The organism is Bacillus aquiflavi (genome assembly GCF_019915265.1).
GTDB lineage: Bacteria > Bacillota > Bacilli > Bacillales > Cytobacillaceae > Bacillus_BT > Bacillus_BT aquiflavi.
Genome location: NZ_CP082780.1, coordinates 2,016,212 through 2,037,704, shown reverse-complemented (window position 1 = coordinate 2,037,704; position 21,493 = coordinate 2,016,212). Strand labels below are relative to the sequence as shown.

The 21,493-nt window shown below is 34.9% G+C and carries 21 protein-coding genes, 1 other RNA gene and 1 pseudogene; 20 read left to right on the top strand and 3 right to left on the bottom strand.

Features of this window, described 5'->3' with window-relative positions; translation table 11 throughout:
- The first annotated feature begins 69 nt into the window (after positions 1-69).
- The 5 genes and pseudogenes from asnS to K6959_RS09710 all read left to right on the top strand — a co-directional run.
- Positions 70-1,365, top strand: coding sequence for an asparagine--tRNA ligase (asnS, locus tag K6959_RS09730; protein ID WP_223086377.1), 1,296 nt, complete (start codon positions 70-72; stop codon positions 1,363-1,365).
- A 158-nt stretch (positions 1,366-1,523) separates the two neighbouring features.
- Positions 1,524-2,243 carry a DnaD domain-containing protein gene (locus K6959_RS09725; RefSeq protein WP_163239944.1) on the top strand — a complete coding sequence of 240 codons (720 nt, stop codon included), beginning with the start codon at positions 1,524-1,526 and terminating at the stop codon, positions 2,241-2,243.
- Between the two features lie 48 nt (positions 2,244-2,291).
- Entirely contained in the window at positions 2,292-2,960 is a 669-nt protein-coding gene (gene nth, locus K6959_RS09720; protein WP_163239946.1) for an endonuclease III, read from the top strand.
- Positions 2,944-3,468 (top strand): YpoC family protein, encoded by a 525-nt coding sequence (locus K6959_RS09715; protein ID WP_163239948.1) that lies wholly within the window; start codon positions 2,944-2,946, stop codon positions 3,466-3,468. The genes nth and K6959_RS09715 overlap by 17 nt, the downstream gene beginning before the upstream one ends.
- Positions 3,469-3,796: 328 nt before the next feature.
- Positions 3,797-4,127 (top strand): annotated as a pseudogene (locus K6959_RS09710) (transposase); the annotation flags it as partial.
- A gap of 107 nt (positions 4,128-4,234) precedes the next feature.
- On the opposite strand, the gene K6959_RS09705 reads toward K6959_RS09710, so the two are convergent.
- Both K6959_RS09705 and recU read right to left on the bottom strand, forming a co-directional pair.
- A complete protein-coding gene (locus K6959_RS09705) occupies positions 4,235-6,892 on the bottom strand; it encodes a penicillin-binding protein 1A (protein WP_223086375.1) in 2,658 nt (885 codons plus the stop codon).
- Positions 6,893-6,996: 104 nt separating this feature from the next.
- Positions 6,997-7,593, bottom strand: coding sequence for a Holliday junction resolvase RecU (recU, locus tag K6959_RS09700; protein WP_223086374.1), 597 nt, complete (start codon positions 7,591-7,593; stop codon positions 6,997-6,999).
- Between the two features lie 116 nt (positions 7,594-7,709).
- On the opposite strand from recU, the gene K6959_RS09695 reads away from it, so the two are divergent.
- The 4 genes from K6959_RS09695 to K6959_RS09680 all read left to right on the top strand — a co-directional run bounded on the left by K6959_RS09695 (position 7,710) and on the right by K6959_RS09680 (position 10,340).
- Positions 7,710-8,684 (top strand): DUF2515 family protein, encoded by a 975-nt coding sequence (locus K6959_RS09695; protein ID WP_163239954.1) that lies wholly within the window; start codon positions 7,710-7,712, stop codon positions 8,682-8,684.
- Between the two features lie 414 nt (positions 8,685-9,098).
- Complete coding sequence (locus K6959_RS09690) at positions 9,099-9,293, top strand: hypothetical protein (protein ID WP_163239956.1); 195 nt, start codon at positions 9,099-9,101, stop codon at positions 9,291-9,293.
- A gap of 75 nt (positions 9,294-9,368) precedes the next feature.
- Positions 9,369-9,740: a YppE family protein gene (locus tag K6959_RS09685; protein ID WP_163239958.1), complete on the top strand. Its 372-nt coding sequence runs from the start codon at positions 9,369-9,371 to the stop codon at positions 9,738-9,740.
- A gap of 69 nt (positions 9,741-9,809) precedes the next feature.
- Positions 9,810-10,340: a YppG family protein gene (locus tag K6959_RS09680; protein ID WP_262421762.1), complete on the top strand. Its 531-nt coding sequence runs from the start codon at positions 9,810-9,812 to the stop codon at positions 10,338-10,340.
- 260 nt (positions 10,341-10,600) lie between these two features.
- Here K6959_RS09680 and K6959_RS09675 read toward each other — a convergent pair whose 3' ends face one another.
- The gene (locus K6959_RS09675; protein ID WP_163239960.1) at positions 10,601-11,068 is read right to left on the bottom strand and encodes an Hsp20/alpha crystallin family protein; all 468 of its coding nucleotides are present in this window, start codon (positions 11,066-11,068) and stop codon (positions 10,601-10,603) included.
- Between the two features lie 266 nt (positions 11,069-11,334).
- On the opposite strand from K6959_RS09675, the gene K6959_RS09670 reads away from it, so the two are divergent.
- The 11 genes from K6959_RS09670 (at position 11,335) to K6959_RS09620 (ending at position 21,162) form a co-directional block, all read left to right on the top strand.
- The gene (locus tag K6959_RS09670) at positions 11,335-11,580 is read left to right on the top strand and encodes a spore coat protein (protein ID WP_163239962.1); all 246 of its coding nucleotides are present in this window, start codon (positions 11,335-11,337) and stop codon (positions 11,578-11,580) included.
- Between the two features lie 123 nt (positions 11,581-11,703).
- On the top strand, positions 11,704-12,321 hold the full coding sequence (locus K6959_RS09665; RefSeq protein ID WP_223088355.1) for an SLOG family protein: 618 nt from the start codon (positions 11,704-11,706) through the stop codon (positions 12,319-12,321).
- A gap of 87 nt (positions 12,322-12,408) precedes the next feature.
- Positions 12,409-12,720 carry a cell division regulator GpsB gene (gene gpsB, locus K6959_RS09660; RefSeq protein WP_163239964.1) on the top strand — a complete coding sequence of 104 codons (312 nt, stop codon included), beginning with the start codon at positions 12,409-12,411 and terminating at the stop codon, positions 12,718-12,720.
- Between the two features lie 59 nt (positions 12,721-12,779).
- Positions 12,780-13,182: RNase P RNA component class B (gene rnpB / locus K6959_RS09655), an RNA gene on the top strand.
- Positions 13,183-13,614: 432 nt separating this feature from the next.
- Positions 13,615-14,751 carry a THUMP domain-containing class I SAM-dependent RNA methyltransferase gene (locus K6959_RS09650; RefSeq protein ID WP_223086372.1) on the top strand — a complete coding sequence of 379 codons (1,137 nt, stop codon included), beginning with the start codon at positions 13,615-13,617 and terminating at the stop codon, positions 14,749-14,751.
- Between the two features lie 72 nt (positions 14,752-14,823).
- Entirely contained in the window at positions 14,824-15,000 is a 177-nt protein-coding gene (locus K6959_RS09645; protein ID WP_163239968.1) for a hypothetical protein, read from the top strand.
- Between the two features lie 131 nt (positions 15,001-15,131).
- Complete coding sequence (locus tag K6959_RS09640) at positions 15,132-17,063, top strand: ATP-dependent DNA helicase (RefSeq protein WP_223086370.1); 1,932 nt, start codon at positions 15,132-15,134, stop codon at positions 17,061-17,063.
- Positions 17,064-17,914: 851 nt separating this feature from the next.
- Positions 17,915-18,622 carry a response regulator transcription factor gene (locus K6959_RS09635; RefSeq protein WP_163239972.1) on the top strand — a complete coding sequence of 236 codons (708 nt, stop codon included), beginning with the start codon at positions 17,915-17,917 and terminating at the stop codon, positions 18,620-18,622.
- Complete coding sequence (locus K6959_RS09630; protein WP_223086368.1) at positions 18,622-19,167, top strand: hypothetical protein; 546 nt, start codon at positions 18,622-18,624, stop codon at positions 19,165-19,167. Before K6959_RS09635 ends, K6959_RS09630 begins: the two co-directional genes overlap by 1 nt.
- A 68-nt stretch (positions 19,168-19,235) precedes the next feature.
- The gene (locus tag K6959_RS09625; protein WP_223086367.1) at positions 19,236-20,114 is read left to right on the top strand and encodes a sensor histidine kinase; all 879 of its coding nucleotides are present in this window, start codon (positions 19,236-19,238) and stop codon (positions 20,112-20,114) included.
- The gene (locus K6959_RS09620; protein ID WP_223086366.1) at positions 20,089-21,162 is read left to right on the top strand and encodes a LolA family protein; all 1,074 of its coding nucleotides are present in this window, start codon (positions 20,089-20,091) and stop codon (positions 21,160-21,162) included. The genes K6959_RS09625 and K6959_RS09620 overlap by 26 nt, the downstream gene beginning before the upstream one ends.
- Positions 21,163-21,493: the final 331 nt, after the last annotated feature.

The window sequence follows — 21,493 nt, the reverse complement described above, 5'->3', positions numbered from 1 at the left end:
GCTTTAACATTGCTTGTATCCATATCGAAAGGTATAATAAAAAGCGATTCAGTTTTTGGAGGGAATAAAGTGACAAAGACGACAATATCAGAAGTTTATCAATATGTTGATCAAGAAGTAACAATTGGAGCATGGTTAGCAAACAAACGATCAAGCGGGAAAATCGCTTTTTTACAATTACGCGATGGTACTGGGTTTATACAAGGAGTTGTAGTGAAAAGCGAAGTAGAGGAAGAAGTTTTTCAATTAGCTAAAGCAATTACTCAAGAATCTTCAATATATGTGACTGGTAAAGTGCAAAAGGATGAACGTTCACCATTCGGTTATGAACTATCTGTAAATAAAATCGAAGTGATCCAACAAGCGGTCGATTACCCGATAACGCCAAAAAAACATGGTACAGAGTTTTTAATGGATCATCGTCATTTATGGCTCCGTGCTCGCCGCCAACATGCTATGATGAAAATTCGTAATGAAATCATTCGGGCAACATATGAATTTTTTAATGAACACGGTTTTGTAAAGGTCGATCCACCGATCTTAACTGGCAGTGCACCTGAAGGAACAACGGAATTATTTCATACAAAATATTTTGATGAGGATGCATTCCTTTCACAAAGTGGACAGTTATATATGGAAGCAGCAGCGATGGCTTTAGGAAAGGTGTTTTCATTTGGACCAACCTTTCGTGCGGAAAAATCAAAAACACGCCGTCATTTAATTGAATTTTGGATGATCGAGCCCGAGATGGCTTTTTGCAAATTTGAGGACAGTTTAGTCATTCAGGAAGAATATGTCAGCTACTTAGTACAAGCTGTATTGAAAAATTGTAACCTTGAATTACAGACACTTGGCCGTGATATTTCTAAACTTGAGAAAATAAAAGCACCATTCCCAAGGATTACATACGATGATGCGATTAAGCGATTACATGAGAAAGGTTTTAATGATATAGAATGGGGAGAGGATTTTGGTGCTCCGCATGAAACTGTCATTGCAGAAAGCTTTGATAAGCCGGTATTTATTACTCACTATCCTACATCTTTAAAGCCATTTTATATGGAGCCTCATCCCGAACGCGATGAAGTTGTACTATGTGCAGATTTAATTGCACCAGAAGGATATGGAGAAATCATTGGCGGGTCTGAACGTATTTATGATTATGATCTATTAAAGAAACGGATACAGGAGCATGGTTTAGACGTTGATGCTTACAAATGGTACTTGGATTTGCGTCAATATGGAGCCGTTCCTCATTCTGGTTTTGGGCTTGGACTTGAAAGAACAGTAGCATGGATTAGCGGGGTGGAACATGTTAGAGAAACGATCCCGTTCCCGCGTCTTTTAAATCGTTTATACCCTTAATATTTAATATTTTAATTTATATTAATTTTTATTTTTAAACGGTTAAAGGATGCTTAAGAAAAGCAGACTTTCGCCGTTTTTTCATATGATTTGGCTTAAATACGATTCGTTCTTTAGATCACTGTTCATGTTATACTAGACAAAGAGGTGTTCTAAAAATGTTGAAAAAAAGTTTGTTAGCTTGGCATGATGAAGGACAAATAACGATTCCCTATGCATTAATAACCGGTTATAAGCAGTTGGGGTTAAATGAACAAGAAGTCATCCTTCTAATACATATTTTTTCCTTTATTGAAAAAGGAAATGACTTTCCTACCCCGGAGGAGCTTTCCAACAGGATGACAATCAATTCATCAGATTGCAGTGAGATGCTTAGCCGTCTAATTCAAAAAGGATTTATAAACATAATCGATGGTTTTAATTCTGAAGGAATCCGTTTTGAAAAATATTCGTTACAGCCTCTTTTAGAAAAAGTAATCGAACAATTTCTTTATAATAAAAAACAAGAGGAAGCAGTCATTCAAAAAAATGAAGAAGCTGATTTATATACGTGCTTTGAACAAGAATTTGGCAGACCGTTATCACCGTTTGAATGTGAGACGTTAGGAATGTGGCTTGATGACGATCGTCATGATCCGACTATTATAACAGCTGCTCTTCGTGAAGCTGTTATTTCAGGTAAGCTTAATTTTCGCTATATTGATCGGATTTTGTTCGAATGGAAGAAGAACGGAATTCGTACAATTGAACAAGCGAAAATCCATGGGAGAAAGTTTCGCCAATACCAAACCCAACAGAGAAAAAAACAGTATGAGACATCAGCAACATCTAAATCGATTCCTTTTTACAATTGGCTTAGTGAGGACAGATCAGACTAAAACTATTTTTAAGATAGATTTAACAATAAAAAAATAGGTGAAAATAAAATGTTAAATAACACACAAATTAAATATTGCTTAAACAAAATGGGTGAAATGTTTCCTAATGCTCATTGCGAATTAATTCATTCTAATCCGTTTGAACTAGTTATTGCTGTTGCTCTTTCAGCACAATGTACTGATGTATTAGTAAACAAAGTAACAAAAAAACTGTTTCAAAAATATAAAACTCCAGAAGACTATTTAAATGTTCCTTTAGAGGAATTACAAGAAGACATAAGGTCAATTGGCTTATTTAGAAATAAAGCAAGGAATATCCAAAAATTATGTAAAATGTTAATTGAAGAATATAACGGAGAAGTACCAAAAGAACGAGAAGAGCTCATGAAGCTTCCAGGAGTAGGAAGAAAAACAGCTAATGTTGTCATGTCTGTAGCCTTTCACGTTCCTGCTATTGCGATTGACACACATGTAGAGAGAGTAAGTAAACGTTTAGGATTTTGCCGTTGGAAAGATTCTGTACTAGAAGTCGAAAAAACATTGATGAGAAAAATTCCTCAAGATGAATGGTCCATTACGCATCATCGGTTGATCTTTTTTGGCCGTTATCATTGTAAAGCTCAAAACCCGCAATGCGAGACTTGTCCATTACTAGATATATGTAGGGAAGGGAAAAAACGCATGAAAAGGAAAGATTCAGTTGGAACAAAAAAATAAAATCATTCCTGTCCCAGTACAATTGAAAAATTCGTTCTTTTTTCCCGATGATAAGATTGAAACAAAAATAGCTGCTGTTAAAAATCACTCTCAGATCATTCTCAATGAATTGTTTTCCTATGAGGTTGCTTATTATTCTGGAGTGAAGGGGAATAGACCGTGGGAAACACCAGAAGCGGTCATTCCTCAGCTGTTAACAGAATGGAAGCAATTAAAAAAAACTCTTATAGACATTTTTGAGAGACGTGATCGGCGGCAGGCGTTAAAACCAATGAAACGGGGTATTGCATTATTTGTACAATTTTTATTTTGGGTGCATCATTTACCAGTGAATTTACAATCTTATTATTTTAAAGAAGATCTCTTTGTTTGGAAACCAGTCAACTTTAAAGAACGGCTCGATTTTATTTTTGCAAGACCTAATGACTATCATTCATTTGTACAGCTTTCAGAATTAATGATTGAATTAGAAAAACAGTATTTTAAAAAAGAGGCATTAAAAAAATAAGGAGGCAGGCCAAAACCCATCTCTTTAGAAAAAAAGCCGGTGAAATTTTACGACAAGTAAAATTTCACCGGCTTTGATTTTTTAATAAAAAATAAGGTACACTTCTGATGAAATTAAATTACTACACAAAAACTTATGAATCAACTAGTTTTGCCTTTAGATTTAGAAGTAAAATTACAAAATAATGATACCTTCTATGTCCATCATTTAGTTGAAAGTATCCCTCATGAAGCGTTCGAACCATTTCTGCGAAATGAGGGCTGTCCTGCCTATCATCCACGCATGATGCTTAAGTTTAATTGAAAAGTCAAACCAGCTATACAATCATTCTGTCCATAATGACCGTACAGGCTTCCAACGGAAGTTCAAAATATGCCCATTTCGCACATCTTACAAAAGCATAAGAAGGCAACAATCGCAAATTAATGATGAATAAAAAATGGGAACAGTAAAAAGAATATATAAGAGCGAAGCTTTCAAAAGAGAAAGCGAGTGCCATCTATCGAAAATGCAAAATCGACGTGGATCCAGTTTTTGGATTATTGAAGGCCAATTTACGTTTTACACGATTTTCTGTACGAGGAAAATTGAAGGTAGAGAACGAAATGGGTCTTGCGTTAATGGCAGTGAATTTAAGAAAATTCACTGTCAACAACTGAGGGAATAGAGGAATATATACACAAAAATAGAGAGAGGTGAATTTGAGCGTACTCAAATTCACCTTTCTCACTATTTGAAGCTAGTTTTGTCCCAGCCTCTTTTTAGTTTACTCTCCCTGATTATTATTATTGTTATTTGAATCTCCATTAGTTGGTGGAGGAGGAGTTGTACCGCCATCTCCGTTTCCACCATTATCTCCGCCATTGTTTCCTGGATCATCTCTTTTATCGTCGTTTCCGCTATTATTTCCATTGCCGTTATTTGTCCCATCTCCTGGCTGAGGTGGCCCATTTGTTCCATCTGCTGGTTCAGCTGGTTCATTCGTTCCATCTTGAGGATTTTCATCATCTTTATCCTCATTATCTTCATCAGGGTTTTCATCTTTATCTTCATCTTCTTCATCTGTAGCTGGACCAGGAATGGTTATTGCAGCAGTGGCTGGACTACTTCGTCGGCCGTTAGCAATAGCCGTAACTTTAAATGTATAACTTGCTCCTGGCTGTGGATTTGCTACTTTTACACCTTTATCTGATGTAACAGCCAGTTGTTGTCCCTGTCCGCCATTTACGGACATCGTAACTTCAAATTCAACTTCAGAGTCTTTGTAATCCCATGATAAAGCAATTTCATTTGCTGCTTCATCATACTTTGCATTCAAGCCTTTAGGGGCATCAATTTTCTCAAATTTCTGTGAGACAGCTTTCGGTTCATGTCCTTTAACAAAATATTCGTAAGTAACCGCATCTTTTGGTGTTCCTTTACTTGGAAGCTTTGGCGGATTAGAACCTTTTTCTACACCAATTTTTACAACACTTTTTGGTACTTCGAAGTCAGGTGTTTCAACATCCTTGGAAACTTCCTCCATTAAATTTTTGAAAATGTGTTGTGCAATTTTTTGTGAATTCCCTGAAGGAATGTATTCAGAGCGATTTTCATAACCAGTCCATACGGCTAAGGAATAATTTGTTGTATAACCAGCAAACCATGCGTCAGGCACCGCTCCTTTAGGGATGTCGAACTGCCCTCGCTCTTTATCCGTATAGTTTGTTGTTCCAGTTTTACCAGCAACATGTAAATTAGGAATGTTTGCTGCTCTCCCTGTTCCATAAGGGGCGTTTAATACTTCTTTTAGCATATCAGTAATCATAAAGGCAGTGTAATCTTTCATTACAACTTGAGACTCTGGTGTTGTATCAATTACTGTGCCATCACGAAGTTCGATTTTTTTCACTGCATACGGTTCATTATAAACCCCATTATTACCAAACGCACTGTACGCACCTGCCATTTGTAACGGAGACACTCCCTCTTTAAGCCCTCCAACTGAGTATGATTCATGAATTTCTTCAAGAGGTATGCCTAAATTGACTGCGAATTCTTTAGCTTTATCAAGACCAGCTGCCTGTAATGCTTGCAAGGCTGGAATATTTCTAGATCTGCCAAGTGCTTCACGGATCGACATTTGGCCCATAAACTTATTATCCCAGTTGTTAATCGGTGTTCCATCAGAATATGCATATTGTTTATCATTGAGCTGGTGATAAGTAGACCATTTTAAATGTTCAATTGCTGGACCGTAGTCTAAAATTGGTTTTATCGTTGAACCAGGTTGCCTTTTTGTATCTGTAGCAAAATTAAATCCTCGCTGAACTTCTTGATTTCTTCCTCCGCCTAATGCTCTGATTTCACCTGTTTTTGTATCAAGGAGAGTAATCCCAGCTTGGAACTTCTCATCTGGGTATTGAATAATTTCATCTGTATCTAATATTTTTTCAACATGAGTTTGTGCTTTTGAATCTAAAGTTGTATAAACTTTTAAACCGTCAGCAAAAATATTATAGTCTCCAAGTTCTTCGACTTCATCAATCACACGATCAATAAAAAAATCAAACGGCTGTAAATCCGTTTTTCGTTCTTCTTCAGGAATTAATGAAGCAGTGACAGGGATGCTTTTTGCTTTTTCCATTTCTTCTTTAGAAATAAAGCCATGCTGATTCATTAATGTTAATACAACATTTCTTCGTTTCTCTGCACGTTCAGGATGTTTAAATGGATTATACCTGTTTGGACTTTGAAAAAGACCAGCTAGTAACGCAGCTTCTTGAACCTCTAATTCTTTTAACTCTTTATCAAAATAAACTTTAGACGCTGTGGCAATCCCATGAACACCTTGTGACATGTTATTTTTATTTACATACATTTCAAATATTTTTTTTTTTGTATATTTACGCTCTAATTGAAAGGCAAGCCATGCTTCCTGTGCTTTTCGTTTAATTGTTTTTTCAGGATTTAAAAAGGAGTTTTTGACTAATTGCTGTGTAATTGTACTTGCTCCTTCTGAACCGAATCCGCCAGTAATATTTGCAACAACAGCACCGCCGATTCGAATAATATCAACTCCACTATGTTTAAAGAAGCGAACATCTTCTGTTGCCAGTACAGCATTTTTCATTACTTCAGGTATATCTTCATAATCAACATATTCTCTTCTTTCAGTGCCAACTTCACGGATTAAATTTCCATCCTTATCATAAATTTTCGAAGAGATTGGATCTTTTAATAAGGCTTCATCAATTTTTGGAGCGTCTTTTACTAAAAATGCAAACGTTGCAGCACCAGTAAGTAATCCGATAATTCCAAGAATAACGAAAGCCATAAAAATCTTTTTAAATAGTTTTTTAGGTTTTTGTTTTCCTTTGCTTTTAGCTTTCTTATTTGCTGCAAGTCTACGGCGCTCCTCTCTACTTTGATATTTTTCTGTCATAAGCTGTTCCTTCCTTTCTATTCGTTAACGGGCGCCAGATGCGATCAATTTTTTTGGTCAACATAGAATGAGCATCAATTTTATCATAAGGAAAATAATTTCAATTAATAGTAAAGTTGATTGATTAATTTAATATAGTCGATTCTAGGTTGAAATCCAAGAGGAATATTGTATCCAAATTGAGCTATTTCTTCTTTTGTAATTGATTTCCTTCCACCTTTGACCATTCTATTCCAAAATACAAATAAATCCTTTGCTTCCAGCAAAAAAACTTCTTCAGTTGTGGAGAAGCGTAAAATGACAAAAGAAATCCCCCCATGGAAGAGTACTTCCTTCATATGACTTATTTGATGCTCATGGAAATTTTTTAAAGGAAATGAAGTAGCACTCTTCGTTTCCTTTGCCTCAAAATCAAGATATTTTCCTTTGTAAACACCGTTATAGTCTGTTGTTGAAGGTTGTTTAAAATATGCCTCCTTAATTACAGCAGCACTTCTTCGCGGATAATCAACATCAACAATTTGGACAGGCGTCGGTTTTTTATGAATGACAGCAATGCGATTGACTAAATAAAATTTATTTTTTTCATTTAAATCTTCTTCCAAAGTCATGCCGCGATTACCGTATATCAACTTTTTCCCTTTAGATTGTTGAATTCTTTTAACTTGATAAGGCTGCCCGTTTGGGTAATGAATTTTCATTTTTGCCACCTCACAAACTACTATTTATTATACCTAAAACTGAATTAAAATGGTGTATAAAAAATACCAAATCAACTCATTATAAATGTAATTGTTTTTAAAGGAGATTGAATAAAATGATGTGTTTTACAACTCCTCTTTTAGAATGTGAAAAAAAACTTCTAGATGTCATCCGTTCGAAGACAAGTAAATATAATGTTGATAATATTGCAAGAACCAACAGTTATCGAAAGTTTTTTAATCTGCATAAAAATATTAAATGGTCGTTTTTAGCAAGTATGGTCTCCCGCAATGCAGGCTGGAATATGTGTGATCTTGAAGGAAGCATCTATCGGGAAATAATCCAACCTGAAATGAGAAGACGCCTTTTTTTAACATATGAACGTGCTAACTGGCTCATCTTTCAAGATGCTTTTCCTCAATTGTTGCTCTATCATTATTCGACGAAATTGAATAGGCCAATGTTTCATTTATTACGTTATTTTCACGTATCACAATTTATGGAAAATGAATGGAACCAGTTTTGGTTATTTAAAGATGAAAATCGTTTACTCACTAGTTTAATTATTAATGAACAAAATGTAATTCAAGAAGCTGTCTTAGAACACCCTGTTTATAAAAAAAGAGTTTTTCGTTCTTTACCGTTTTTAGTTCAAGATGCTCTCCATTTTAGTGTAGTCCTTTTTCCAACGTGTAGAGGGGAATTATATGGCGCAAGTGTGAATAAATTTAATAATGTGACGAGGCGGATCGATTTGGGGAAAAGACTTGCTTCTATTTTATTTGACTTTGATTTATTTCATTTGTTTTATGAATTTTCTGAACGCACTGTTCATACAGGATCACGCTATGATTACGAACGATTTTTTCTAAAAAAGGTAGAGCGGGTAACACCATTTCTTCGGATGACATATCCAATTATTAATCACGATATCAAAAAACGCCAAGATTGGAAGGCAAAAAAGAATAAGTCAGGAAAATGGTTTAATATGCCAATTGAACATATTTATCCGATTAAGCTGACTTCGTGGTATGAAAAAAAGCAAAAGCAGCTAGCTGCATATACGGCGGTTAAACAGTTATTTAATTGAAGTAAAGCAAGGAGCAAATTTCTAAAGTCCTTGCTTAATATGTAGGGTCGGAAGATTATTGAGTAAATTTATGTTGCTGGCCTGTTTGGACCAGTCAGCTTTGGATCCCCGTATGCTGATTCTGTTGTTTTTTTGCTTTGTTTTTTTATTCGTTTATTGTCGGTACTTTTTCTTTTCAATATCTTTTACCTCCATGTTTAACATTAAAAAAATTGTGTGAACTTACTACAACTGATAGTTATTCACTTTATATAGTGTAATCCTTTTCTCACATTTCATTCATTTGTCGAATAGTGCAAAGATCCTAAAAAATGATCACTTTCTTTGCCGAATTGCTTCTAGTTTTGTCACTAAGGAAGGAAGGTGAAATGAAACCGAGAATAAGCTAATAGTATAAAAAGGGGGTAGGATAAAATGATTAGCAAAGATCAAATTGTAGCTACACTAAACGAAATTCATGAACAATTAGAAGAGCTAGAATCAACTTTGTCTATTTCGTTGAACGAACTGAGAAATGATTTATTTTACAAGCATGAAAAGAGTTTAAAGGAATGCCACAAACGTCTGTTAATTGTTGAAGAAGAATTAAATGTCATGACAGTATCATAGTAAAAATGCTTTGCTATTCATGGACAATATAGTATAATCAATTGCTCAATATGATTTAAAAGAGGTATGAGAGAAATGGTATCAAATGATAACTTGAAAAAATTAACAAACGAATTATTACAGCTTAGCCGTTATGCAGAAGAACAATTTGAGCAAGTAAAAAGTACGAAGGCAGAAGTGGATTTTTTAACTGTTGTAAAACCGTTTGTTAATCTTGTTAAGGGAAAAAGTGAAATATGGGCTGAAAATACGAAACAGTGGATCATCGATAATAAACCGAGAAACGTTCATGTAAAACAAATTGATAGCACGGTTGAAAATTTGCAGTTAGTTTCTGTACAAGCTTTTTTTCCATCTACAAGCAGAACACGCTTTATAAACTATATACGCTCTATTGACTATGTGCTAAATAGCGTCTTAAAAATGAAAGCTAATCCAAAGGAATGAAAGTTAATCACCATATAAGCGGTTTCCTCATAGATTATATTAGCCAATAAATAAGGAGGATGTTTGCCTATGCTCCGTCCAAATAAGAGAAAAGCCTATATTCCATATGGTGAAAGTTCGCTTCCTATAAATAGAATACCTTTTCAAGAACATGGCATGATGCAGCCATCTCCATTTTTACATTACCCTAAAGGAAATCCATATCACTATTCTCAACAAATGGCGAACCCTTACTATTATAATCATGAGCAGGGATTTCATCCGCACTTACAAAACTATGATCCTTATTATCAAGGAATGTCTTCACATTCTCATCATGCGCAAAGCTTATTTCAAAACCCGCTTCAGCCTAATGATGAGAAGGATCCTTTTCATTACCAGCAGATGGAGGGATATCAAAATTTAAATCCATATCCCCAGCACAATATGATCCAAAAACAGCCAGGGGGATTAAACTCAATTGTGAATTCATTTAAAAGTCAAGACGGAACAATTGATTTTAATAAAATGATGAATACAGCTGGGAGTATGATGAATGCTGTTAATCAAGTATCTTCTTTGGTGAAGGGTTTTTCATCGATTTTTAAAGCATCTGGTTGATTCATAACACGTAAAGTGGATGAAAGTAAAGCTCTATAAAAATGACTAATTTGTTAAAGGCTGTTAGAAATTATAACAGCCTCTTTTTTATTTATTCATTTGTTTATACCGCTAAAAGAGAAATAAAAAAGCAGGGTATCCCTGCAAATGTAAATATTTTCTTCAGACTTGTCGAGTCGCATATTATGAGGATTATAAAGAAAACAATCGTTCATGAGTTCGTTTGTTAACAATCAGTCTAAACACAGGGTGACACTGCATTAATCAATCGAAATTCGTTTTCCTTTTTCCTTCGGGATTCGGACTTGTAATAGGCCGTCCTTATATGAAGCTTTCACTTTATGTTCCTTAATTGGTTGCGGCAATGAAATTGTTTTTGATGCATGACCAAAAGATTGTTTCTTTACAAAAACATGATTGTTTTCATCTTCTTCAGTAATAATTTCTTTGTTATTTACGGAAATTGTAATATGGTTTTCGAAAATATGAATATCGATCTGTTCTTTATTGACGCCAGGAAGTTCAGCAGTTACGAGATGTTCATTCTCTTTTTCAATAACATCGACAGAGAAAGCAGATAACGGAAAAGGTTTTAGAAAGAAGTTATCAATATTTTGTAAAAGCCCTCTAACTGGCCTTTCTTGAAAAAATTGATTCATTGATTTCATAAGTTGTCCGAAAGGTTCATGATGTTCGCTCTGTTGTTTTTTTGGCAATTTAGAAGACATGATGATCTCTCCTTATTAAAATCTTTTACGTTATTTTATGTAAATAAACAGAAAAAGTGCAAATTTCATAACATATAAATGTAATCGGAAACATAGTAATAAAGGAGAGACAAATTACGATCATGTTATTTATAAGTTCATTTTACATATAGGAAACACAATTTGTTTTAAAATGATAAAAATAGGTATTTGCATTAGTACAAGAGTTCACCTTCCTTCATAGCCTGTTAATGTATACAGTATATGAGGAAAGGAGATTTATTCAAATGTATTGTGGACCAAATGTTATGCCTGCTATTGTACACCCGACTAAATGCTGTATGAATCATACGTTTTCAAAATCAATTGTACCGCACATTCATCCGACTCATACAACAACCGTAAACCATCATCTATATGAGCATCAGCATTATTTTCCACATTCTTATTCAGCAGCGAATGAAGTATCAAATCAACATCTTTCCTGTGGAGCTGGGCCAGGACCACGCCCTAGACCACCGTATTGGGGATGATTTGCATTTAACCAAGGGTATATTTATTTACCCTTGGTGCTTTTTTAAAATGTTTTTCCTTCTATCTAATCGCAATTAAGGTTATAATGAGAACACGAGAGAAAAAGGGGTTAACATTGATTGATTAATGTTGTCACAGTTTCTGGATACAAGCCGTTTGAACTAGGAATTTTTAAACAAAATGACATAGGTGTTACATACATAAAGAAGGCGTTGAAAAAAGAATTACTATTATTATTACATGAAGGTCTTGAATGGGTTTTAATTAGCGGACAACTTGGTGCTGAGCTTTGGACTGCCGAAGTCGTTTTTGAACTGCAAGAAGAGTTTTCAAATTTAAAGCTAGCTGTATTAACGCCATTTCTAGATCAAGAAAAAATGTGGAATGAGCAAAATAAAGAAGTGTACGAAACAGTTCTTGCAAAAGCAGATTATATTAATTCAATTACGAAGCGTCCTTATGAAAGTCCAGCGCAATTCCGCATTAAAAATCAGTTTTTAGTAGAAAAAAGTAATGCACTGCTTCTTCTATACGACCACGAAAAAGAAGGAAGTCCAAAATATTTGTTAAAAACAGCAGCAGAACAGTATCAAGAAAAGCACTCCTATGAAATAAGATTGATTAGTTTTTACGATCTTCAATTAATCGTAGAGGAAGAAGGAGTAAAAAAAAGATTAAAAGATAAAAGATTTGAACAAAAGCCCCCAAGACTGATTAAAATTTTTTTTGTAAAAAAGTAGTATGGACTTGTGAAAAGAATAATTGACAAAACAGAGTAATTTTGAAAAAATAAAGATGATGATTGGCGATACCGAGGTGAATATGGAATGCTGTCAGATAAAATAAAGTTAACGGCAAAAGATATTCTTGAAAAAGAATTTAAAATCACAATGCGTGGTTATAAGCAAGAAGAAGTTGATAAATTCCTTGATCTAATAATAAAAGATTATGAAACATTTCACCAAATAATTGAAGACTTACAACAAGAAAACATAAAATTAAGAAGACAGATGGAAGAGACTCCAAAGACTCCAAAACAACGTCAACCAGTACAACCGACTGGTACAACAAATTTTGACATTCTACAAAGACTTTCTAATCTTGAAAAGCATGTGTTTGGAAGTAAATTGTATGAGTAACTTTTAAAACCATTGTTAATTATACAGTTATTTATTATAATAGTGTATGGACATTTATAACGTTCGGGTAATCGCTGTAATAAAGCAAGCAAATGCTTATTGCAGAGGAAAGTCCATGCTCGCACGAGCTGAGATGCTCGTAGTGTTCGTGCTTAGTGAAACAATAAGCTAGGGCAGTTAAGGTATACTTAACTGACGGCAGGGAAAATGCCTAAGTCATGATAGATATGGCATGAATACCTTTAACAGTGCCACAGTGACGTAGCCTTTTCAGAAATGAAAAGGGTGGAACGAGGTAAACCCCACGAGCGAGAAACCCAAATTACGGTAGGGGCACTTTCTCTAAGGAACAACAACGAGGAGAAAGACAGGTTGAATACAATCTGTAGATAGATGATTACCGCCTGAGTACGAGACGAATAGTCACTTGCAGTACAAAGGTACAGAACATGGCTTACAGAACGTTATCAATGTATAAATTTCAAAAATGAGAAGCTCTCCTGTTAGGAAGGAGAGCTTTTGGCTTATACATAATGTCAATATTTGAGGCAAGTGCCTGAAAGACTGATTGAAAACGCTTGACAGTCAAGGCGTCGAGCAATAAGGCGGAAGCGAATAGAACAGGTGTTCAAGAGCTTACAACGAAGTGCGAGCAACGATGAATGCGACCGTTTGTCAACAGTCTGAGCTCTCCTGTTAGGAAGGGGAGCTTTTATTATCTTGTCAATCAATTTAAGACGATTTTTTGATAAAATGGCTATACTATATAACTCTGTTATATGATCGTTAGAACGATCTTTTCAGTATACTAAAAAGGCCATGTGATCCTGTAGTCTATACGTATGTCATTTAAACATTGCCTATAAAAAAGAATGAACGAATAAGGGTGACGTAATGAGTAAATACCAATTAATTGCAACATCAGCGATGGGGCTTGAAGCAATTGTAGCAAAAGAAGTACGTGCGCTTGGTTATGACTGTACAGTTGAAAATGGAAAAATTCAATTTGCAGGAGATGAACTTGCGATCGCACGAAGTAATTTATGGCTGAGGACAGCTGATCGGATTAAAATAAAAGTTGGTGAATTTAAAGCGTTCACATTTGATGAACTGTTTGAAAAAAAAAAATCATTACCATGGGAACAGTTTTTACCAGAAAACGCTGAGTTTCCGGTTATCGGTAAGTCTGTTAAATCGAAGCTTTTCAGTGTTTCTGATTGTCAAGCAATTGTAAAAAAAGCTATTGTTGAACGAATGAAAAAGTATTATAAACGGACAAGCTGGTTTGAAGAAAATGGAGGGTTCTATCGAGTTGAAGTTGCTTTACATAAAAATATTGCATCAATTACCATTGATACTAGTGGGAATGGACTTCATAAACGGGGATATCGAGTTGGTCAAGGGGGCGCACCATTAAAAGAAACCCTTGCTGCGGCACTTGTAATGTTAACGAACTGGCAGCCTGATCGTCCCTTTGTTGATCCATTTTGCGGTTCAGGTACAATTCCAATTGAAGCAGCATTAATCGGACAAAATATTGCTCCAGGGTTTAACCGGGAATTCGTATCAGAGTCATGGGAGTGGCTGAAGGCCGAGGTGTGGGGGGAAGCAAGAGCTGAAATGGAGGAATTAGCTAAATACGATCAACCTCTCTCGATTATAGGTTCAGATATTGATCATCGAATGGTTAAAATTGCATCTGAAAATGCCGCAGAAGCAGGATTAGGTGATTTAATTTCCTTTAAACAAATGCAAGTGACTGACTTTACAACAAATGATGACTACGGTGTTATTGTCGGAAATCCGCCATACGGAGAGCGTCTCGGTGAAAAAAGCTTAGTTGAACAAATGTACCGTGAAATGGGAAAAACATTTTCACTCCTTGAAACATGGTCAGTTTACATTTTGACTTCACATGAGCAGTTTGAAGAGTTATATGGAAAGCAGGCAACGAAAAAGCGGAAGCTATTTAACGGATTTATTAAAACGGATTACTATCAATTTTGGGGAGAAAGACCGCCTCGAGAATAAAGTAAAAGCATAAAAACTCTTTTAATCGAATAAAATATGATTACCATTGATATTCGATTAGGAGAGGTGGAAATGTATCGATCACAACTTGATTTCAAAAGGATTTCAAAAGCATTGTCATCTACAATGGAAATGATCCGGCAAGATCATGATTATTCCGAATCAGCTATAAGACAGTTATATGAAGCAAAGGAGCGCTATGACCAAGCATTATCTTTTTCATTAAATGCTCAAAATAGCATTCGCTAGATGAAAGGACTGTAAATGCTACAGTCCTTTTTGAATTTTAAGGTGTGTTGTTTACTTATTTAATTGACTATCCCCTTCTATTTGCTAAAATGTAAAGTGATTTTTAAATTGATCGACGACGGAGGGGTTTAATGCAAAACCGTTTACCATTTCCACTATCTAAAACCGAATCATTTTTTGATAAATTAAGTGAATGGATCGGTGATGTTTTTTATGAATGGCTCCCAGAAGCTGGCTTAGAATTGCGTGATGAACAAATTTATATAGCGTTTCAACTTGAAAAAGCCTTTAAGGAAAAAAAGGTCATGTTTGCTGAAGCAGGGGTTGGAACGGGGAAGACGATTGTTTATTTGTTATACGCGATTTGTTATGCACGCTATACACATAAGCCAGCAATTATTGCCTGTGCTGATGAAACGCTGATCGAACAGCTTGTAAAGAAACAAGGAGATGTGGCAAAGCTTGAACAAATATTACAGTTAAATATTGATGTTAGGCTCGCCAAATCACGTGATCAATATTTATGCTTAAAAAAGCTTGACCATGCAGTTGCAAGTCATGATACTACTCTCATCAGCAAAATATACAATGAGCTTCCTGAATTTATTCATGGCGGAGGTTCAATGCAAATATTTAAACCGTATGGAGATCGGAAAGATTATCCGGAGATAAATGATTTTACTTGGAAGCAAATTTCTTGGGATTCACTGCAAGATTGCTTTACTTGTGAAAAGCGACATCGCTGTGGTCAAACATTACATCGCGATTATTACCGAAATGGACAAGATTTAATTATTTGTTCCCACGATTTTTATATGGAACACATTTGGACTAAAGAAGCTAGAAAGCGAGAAGGACAGCTACCGCTTCTTCCTAATGGAAGCTGTGTCGTATTTGATGAAGGGCATTTACTTGAATATGCTGCTCAGAAAGCATTAACATATCGAATTACTGAACAAACGATCGAAACTTTGCTTACTAGGCTTTTAACAAATGATGTCCGTGAAAAAACATTACATTTAATTGAAAAAGCAATTGATGTAAATAAAGCCTTCTTTATGGAAGTAATAACAGTCTCCTCATCTGCAATGGGATCAGATAAAAAGGAAATTGATTTAAATTCTTCAGAAAAACTAATTCAAGTCGGAAACAGTCTACTGACCATCTTACAGTTAATTGAAGAAGAACTCGTATTTGAGGCTGAATTATACATAATGAACGAATATGATTTAAAAGTCGTTGAAGAACATATTGATCAAATGACATATTCTTTATCATTACTGCTTAAAAATAGACAAGCCATTACTTGGTTAGAAGAGCATAACGACGATCGAACTATCGTCATTATGCCTCGCTTAGTAGAAGAAATACTGCAGGAGGAAGTATTTTCAGAAAAGAAGCCGTTTATTTTTTCATCAGCTACTTTATCAGAAAATAAATCATTCGCTTATATTGCAAATAGTTTAGGGATTACAGATTATTTGTCATTTTCTGTTCAGTCTCCATTTGATTATAATAATAAAATGAAGCTGCAGTTGCCGATGTTTAATCAAGAAGATCACTTCAAAAAGAAAGCTCACTATGTTTTACAAGCTATTAATGAATCGGATGGGGGTGCACTCGTATTATTTACAAATAGAGAAGACTTATTTGCATTTAAAAAGTTTGTCAACTCTTACTCTTACACAAAATACCCGATATATTACGAAGGAGATGGAGAAATCAGTACTTTAGTTGATCTATTTCAAAATGATGTTCAATCTGTACTTTGCTCCGTCCATTTATGGGAAGGATTAGATATACCTGGAAGATCGCTAAGGAATGTAATTATTTTTTCATTACCGTTTCCACCATCAGATCCGGTATTTACTGCAAAAAGGGAAGCAGCTGCCACACCATTTTTACAAGTAGATATGCCTTATATGCTTCTTCGTCTACGACAAGGAATCGGACGACTCATACGAACGCACGAAGATGAGGGGACGATACATATTTTGTTGGAGGATTATGATGATCATGAGGTGATTTCAAAAGTTAAAAGTGTATTACCAGTTTCGATTTAAAAAAAGGGCTGTTCTCAAATACATTTTTCAATGACTATTGAGACAGCCCCATAGTTCTAAAACTAAAAATACAAAAGCACTTCATTGTCTACTAAAGGCAAAAAGTGCTTTTTTTTCGTTTTGAGCGTAATCATTTGAAAAGCACTATCATTTTATAAGTGTATTAAGTGTTAAATGTTTTTATAGATTGTCATGACTATGTAGAATGTATGAAAATGGTAGCGTGAAAAAAAGAGGTTTTGTGATTTTTGAAAGTCATTGTACAGTGTGTTGTAACGGTTGTGTGTTATAAACAGAATTTATTCCAAACAAATATAAATGTTACAATGAATGCTAAAGTTGTACAGGAAAAGGCTCAAGATGGAAGATAAAGTAGTTGGTTATATACTAGTTTCAACAGAAGGACGTATAGCTTAATATATCAAGTAGAAGAAATAGAATAGGATTGTAACGAAAATAAACTATAATTGCTGCGATATTTATACATTATATTTAAACAATGATCCATTTGGTCGGCTTTAGTCAGCTTTAAACAAATACTATTTAGTAAAGAAGCAATTATAATCGAGATATACAAATTAGCAGAGCTATCGATCATCAATGTTAAGATGGTCTATTGAAGAGAATGTAGAGCAAATATCACCAAAGTTCTTTCTTGTTATTCAAGATGAATCGTCAAATCAATAAGAATATCAAGATTAAAAGATAATGACATCTAACTTATCTCTAAACAATAAAAATGATGAAAAAATGAAATCAGAAGATAAAAGAGCTAATAATAAAGCATTTCTTAAATATATAGAATGGGTGCACAATGTATTTATAATGAAACATGAGGGAGGATGCTAGGCATGAGAGAGCAAGCAAAAGTGTTAATTGTCGAAGATGATACAGAAATTGCTCGTGTTATTTGCGATTACTTACGAAAACAAGGGTATGTAGTGACATGGGCTTCGACTGGAAAAGAAGGCTGGGAGGATTTTCATCATGATACATTCGATATGATTCTTGTCGATTTAATGCTTCCAGAAATGGATGGGTTTACATTATGCAAAACAATCCGTCTTGAAAGTGATGTCCCGTTATTAATTGTCAGTGCAAGACATGAAGATGAAAGTAAAGTTCTTGTTCTTGGTTTAGGTGCAGATGATTATATTACAAAACCGTTTAGTCTTGAAGAACTGAGTGCAAGAATCAATTCTCATTTACGCAGATTTCGCCGTTATCAAGGGAAGTTAAATAATGATCGCGTACTTGAGTTTGAGCACAATTTAAAAATTGATTTTTCTAAGCAAACAGTTTATCTCGATAACAAGCCACTTTTGTTGACAGCAAAAGAACAAGCGTTACTTTTCTTACTTGCAAAAAATCCTGAGCGTACTTTTTCAAAAACAGAGTTATATGAACATGTATGGCAGCAGGACGATGTTGATGGCAACAATACAGTGACTGTTCACATTAAAAGCTTGCGGTCTAAATTAAATGACCAATCACGTAAAGCAAGATTTATCCAAACTGTATGGGGGATTGGTTATCGGTTTATTGGAGTGCCAGTCTAATGAAAATAAAATCTTGGCTTTTAGCCAGCTTTTTTATCGTCATGCTTTTGCCTGTATGTGTTTTATATTTTTTGTACGTTCTCTTAACTGCCTATGATGAAAAGCAGGATATAAAAGAATTTATCGAAGTCACAAATCAGCTTTCGCAACTAGAAATAGTGTTACAAAATCCGTCTCTCTATAAAATTCAACCAGTTAAGAACTATTCTACAGTTCAAAAGGCCATTGATGAGACGATGATAGTTACTCTATATCGTGCGGATGGAGTTAAACTTTTTTCATCTAGTAACGACCCTAGGGGTAACTATATTAAGGTGAGTCGAAATGATTTATTAAAGGATTTAAATGAAATCCAAAAAAGACACCGCACCTTTCTAATTAAAAAGCCCGTTTTTCAAGATGATCTGTTAATTGGTATTTATGAATTAACGATTAGGAGAGAGGAGTGGATCGAAGGGGTAGAAAAACGTTCCCTTTTGTTACTAGGATCATTTAGTTTGTTTTTTTTTTCTATTATATTTAGTTGTTCTTATGTTGTTAAATAGAAAACTACATCGTCCTCTCGTACAGCTTCAGAAACAGATGACAGCATTTGCAAAGGGAGACCCTATTATTGATATACCTTATTCAAAAAAAAAATGAAATCGGAACATTGATTACTCATTTTAATAAAATGAGGAAACAAATAGAAAAAACGAAAGAAGAAGCGAAAAATCACCAAAAAGAAAAAGAGTATATCGTTGCAGCGCTATCGCACGATTTAAAAACACCTTTAACAGCAATTCGTGCTTATACGGAAGTTCTCCAAGGTAAAATGCATATGTCCCAAGCAGAAAAACAAGAGTATACAAAGATTTTATTTACAAAAATAGATTATATGAAACAAATGCTTGATGACTTAGTCATGTATACAGCCTTACAGTCATCACATCATGAGGTAAATTTTGTGGAAGTTGACGGAGAAGAGTTTTTTGATATGCTGCTTCCAAGCTATAAAGATCAATGTGAGCAAAGAGGGATCTCGTTAACAGTCTCTCAATGTGTAAAAGGTACTTATTACATTGATGCAAAACAAATGATAAGAATTGTCGATAATTTAATGGCGAATGCGATTCGTCATACAGAGCGGGGAAATCATATATGGATTGGTATCATTTCCAGTCAGAGTAAGCTGCCCGATTGGGTATTTCTTCCTTTTCAAACTTCTATTAACGAATGGCGTAGCAATGGAACTGTACTTATCATTCAAAATGAAGGCAAAGCAATTGCGAAAGAAAACCAGAAGCGAATTTTTGAACCGTTTGTCCAAGTTGAAGAAGCGAGAACAAAAAGTGGAGGCTCAGGTCTTGGATTAAGTATTGCAAAAATGTTAGTCGAACAACAACAAGGGAAAATTGCACTATGGTCGACACCTAAATTCGGCACGGTGTTTGCCTGTTTGTTAAAAGAAAGGAAGGATAAAGGGAATGGAAATAAAAAGCATCCTACTTAGCAGTGTCATTACATTAGGACTATTATCAGGTTGTTCAGAAGATATGGCAATGTCAACAGATAAGATGATTTCAAATGTATTAGAATCAGACAATAAGCTCGAATCTTATTATGCTGAAGGCAATATGAATGTCTATGAAGGGGACACTCTTATAGAAAAAATGACTTTCCAAGAGTGGCACAGCTCAGACGGAAAAAAGAAAATTGTGACAAAAGATGAAATAAAACAGAAGTCATCATATGTTATGAATGATGGGAAGCAATTGCTCATTTATGAAGAAGGTAGCGATGTTGCTAATTCAATTGATATTTCCGATGAGGAGTTTGTAAGTTCAATGCCGTCACAGCGGGAAATATTAATACAAATGTTAGAGCAGCAAAAAGACACACACTCGTATGAATTCACCGGAGAAGAAGAGGTGAATGGGGTCAAAACTAACCATATTAAAGTAACTAAAAAATCAAAGAAATCGATTCTTGGAGATATGGAGCTTTGGATTGATCCAAAAGGATGGTTTATTATGAAATCTAAAATGGTGAATGGTGAGAATAAAATTGAGCATGAATATACAAAAGTGGATGCCTCTCCTCAGTTTACTGATGATACATTTACATTAACTTTACCAAATGATGTAGAAATTCAACCGGTAAAGGATGAGACTGTTACGTTAGAAGAGGCTGAAAAAGCGCTCGATACATCATTTTTAACCTTAAATAAGGAAATAGCTGAAATAGAGAAAATCGAGTTAGATGAATTAAAGGGTGAAATAAATCGATCTGAAGTTACTGTCTATTATAAAAAGGATGATATTCCTTTACTAATGTTATCAATTTTTCCAACACCAAAGGACGATGAAGATGAGGTAGGTTTTTCTGAGGAAGAAGAGATTACCGTACGTGGATTAAAAGGTTTAGCGATGAAAGAACTAAATATGTTTCAATGGGATGAGGAAGGCTTGCGCTACTCGCTTATAATTGAACATCCAGATATGTCGGTAGATGAAGTCATCACACTAGTAGAGAAGATGGAATGGAGCTCAGATCGTTAAATAATGTTTGATGGTGAATAATGAATAATAAGGACTGTCCGAACTTATAGACAGTCCTTTTGTGTCATTCTTAATACTCAAAAGCATGACGAACGGAATTAGTTATCATGTACCTTTAGACTATTGACAAACGCTCGTATTCTTCGATGAAAGCTGATGACCGGCTTGTTCTCTTTGCTCCTGCCTCGTTTGCTCGGCGTCTCGACTGACAAGCGTTTTTAAGAAATCTTTTGGGGATTTGCTGTAAATATTTGACCTTGTCTACAAGCTGGAACGAAATTCATTATCATTTGCTTCTAAAAAGAAAGCGCTCACAAAATATTCATTCAAT

Excerpts from the sequence above, each read along its gene's own strand:
- nth (WP_163239946.1), top strand. The coding sequence starts at position 2,292 with ATGTTAAATAACACACAAATTAAATATTGCTTAAACAAAATGGGTGAA.
- K6959_RS09695 (WP_163239954.1), top strand. The coding sequence starts at position 7,710 with ATGATGTGTTTTACAACTCCTCTTTTAGAATGTGAAAAAAAACTTCTA.
- K6959_RS09620 (WP_223086366.1), top strand. The coding sequence starts at position 20,089 with ATGGAAATAAAAAGCATCCTACTTAGCAGTGTCATTACATTAGGACTA.
- recU (WP_223086374.1), bottom strand. The coding sequence starts at position 7,593 with ATGAAAATTCATTACCCAAACGGGCAGCCTTATCAAGTTAAAAGAATT.
- K6959_RS09725 (WP_163239944.1), top strand. The coding sequence starts at position 1,524 with ATGTTGAAAAAAAGTTTGTTAGCTTGGCATGATGAAGGACAAATAACG.
- K6959_RS09645 (WP_163239968.1), top strand. The coding sequence starts at position 14,824 with ATGTATCGATCACAACTTGATTTCAAAAGGATTTCAAAAGCATTGTCA.
- K6959_RS09650 (WP_223086372.1), top strand. The coding sequence starts at position 13,615 with ATGAGTAAATACCAATTAATTGCAACATCAGCGATGGGGCTTGAAGCA.
- gpsB (WP_163239964.1), top strand. The coding sequence starts at position 12,409 with ATGCTGTCAGATAAAATAAAGTTAACGGCAAAAGATATTCTTGAAAAA.
- K6959_RS09635 (WP_163239972.1), top strand. The coding sequence starts at position 17,915 with ATGAGAGAGCAAGCAAAAGTGTTAATTGTCGAAGATGATACAGAAATT.
- K6959_RS09675 (WP_163239960.1), bottom strand. The coding sequence starts at position 11,068 with ATGTCTTCTAAATTGCCAAAAAAACAACAGAGCGAACATCATGAACCT.
- K6959_RS09680 (WP_262421762.1), top strand. The coding sequence starts at position 9,810 with ATGCTCCGTCCAAATAAGAGAAAAGCCTATATTCCATATGGTGAAAGT.
- K6959_RS09640 (WP_223086370.1), top strand. The coding sequence starts at position 15,132 with ATGCAAAACCGTTTACCATTTCCACTATCTAAAACCGAATCATTTTTT.
- K6959_RS09670 (WP_163239962.1), top strand. The coding sequence starts at position 11,335 with ATGTATTGTGGACCAAATGTTATGCCTGCTATTGTACACCCGACTAAA.
- K6959_RS09685 (WP_163239958.1), top strand. The coding sequence starts at position 9,369 with ATGGTATCAAATGATAACTTGAAAAAATTAACAAACGAATTATTACAG.
- K6959_RS09630 (WP_223086368.1), top strand. The coding sequence starts at position 18,622 with ATGAAAATAAAATCTTGGCTTTTAGCCAGCTTTTTTATCGTCATGCTT.
- K6959_RS09690 (WP_163239956.1), top strand. The coding sequence starts at position 9,099 with ATGATTAGCAAAGATCAAATTGTAGCTACACTAAACGAAATTCATGAA.
- K6959_RS09705 (WP_223086375.1), bottom strand. The coding sequence starts at position 6,892 with ATGACAGAAAAATATCAAAGTAGAGAGGAGCGCCGTAGACTTGCAGCA.